General features: G+C 74.7%; 1 protein-coding gene. It reads left to right on the plus strand.

The genetic code is table 11. The annotated features are described in order from the left end of the window. Positions 1–93: 93 nt before the first annotated feature. On the plus strand, positions 94–1,182 hold a 1,089-nt coding region (locus AOK18_RS29815; RefSeq protein WP_079105262.1), incomplete at its 3' end, for an NAD(P)/FAD-dependent oxidoreductase.

A 1,182-nucleotide genomic window follows, 5' to 3' on the forward strand; every position in this document is an offset into this window, starting at 1 on the left:
CCGCGTCCCCCCGGCCGGGGGACGTTTGGTGGCCCCGGCCGGGGGGACGCGGAAGTCTCCCGAGGTACGTGACGACAGCCCCGGAGGCGAACCGTGAGTCGACCCCGCATCGTGATCGTCGGTGCCGGCTTCGCCGGGTACCGCACGGCCCGCACCCTGTCCCGGCTGGCCCGGGGCCGGGCCGACATCACCCTGCTGAACCCGACCGACTACTTCCTGTACCTCCCCCTGCTGCCCCAGGTCGCCGCCGGCATCCTGGAGCCGCGCCGGGTCACCGTCTCCCTCTCCGGGACGCTGCGGCAGGTACGGCTGGTGCTGGGCGAGGCCGACCGCATCGACCTCGACGCCCGGACCGTGCACTACACCGGCCCCGAGGGCGACGGCGGCAGCCTCTCCTACGACCGGCTGGTGCTGGCCGCCGGCAGCGTCAACAAGCTGCTGCCCGTCCCGGGCGTCGCCGAGCACGCGCACGGCTTCCGCGGGTTGCCCGAGGCGCTGTACCTGCGTGACCACGTGACCCGGCAGGTGGAACTCGCGGCGGCCGCCGACGACCCCGCCGAATGCGCCGCCCGGTGCACCTTCGTGGTGGTCGGCGCCGGTTACACCGGTACCGAGGTCGCCGCCCACGGGCAGCTGTTCAGCGACGCGCAGGTGCACAAGCACCCCCTGCGGACGGGCATGCGGCCCCGCTGGCTGCTGTTGGACATCGCCGAGCGGGTCCTGCCCGAGCTCGACGAGCGGCTCTCCCGCACCGCCGGCCGGGTCCTGCGCGAGCGGGGCGTGGACGTGCGGATGGGAACCTCCGTGAAGGAGGCCACGCGCGAGGGGGTGCTGCTGACCGACGGGGAGTTCGTCGGCACGCGGACGCTGGTGTGGTGCGTGGGGGTGCGGCCCGATCCGCTCGCCGAGTCGCTGGGACTGCCCATGGAGCGCGGGCGGCTGCTGGTGGACCCGCAACTGCGGGTGCCGGGACGGCCCGAGGTGTTCGCCTGCGGCGACGCTGCGGCGGTACCCGATCTGGAGGAGCCCGGACGGTACACCCCGATGACCGCGCAGCACGCCTGGCGGCAGGGCAAGGTCTGCGCCCACAACGTCGCCGCCTCCCTCGGCGACGGAGAGCCCCGCCCCTACCGCCACAGCGACCTCGGCTTCGTGGTGGACCTGGGCGGCGTCAAGGCGGCG

The organism is Streptomyces prasinopilosus, from assembly GCF_001419695.1.
Taxonomy (GTDB): domain Bacteria; phylum Actinomycetota; class Actinomycetes; order Streptomycetales; family Streptomycetaceae; genus Streptomyces; species Streptomyces prasinopilosus.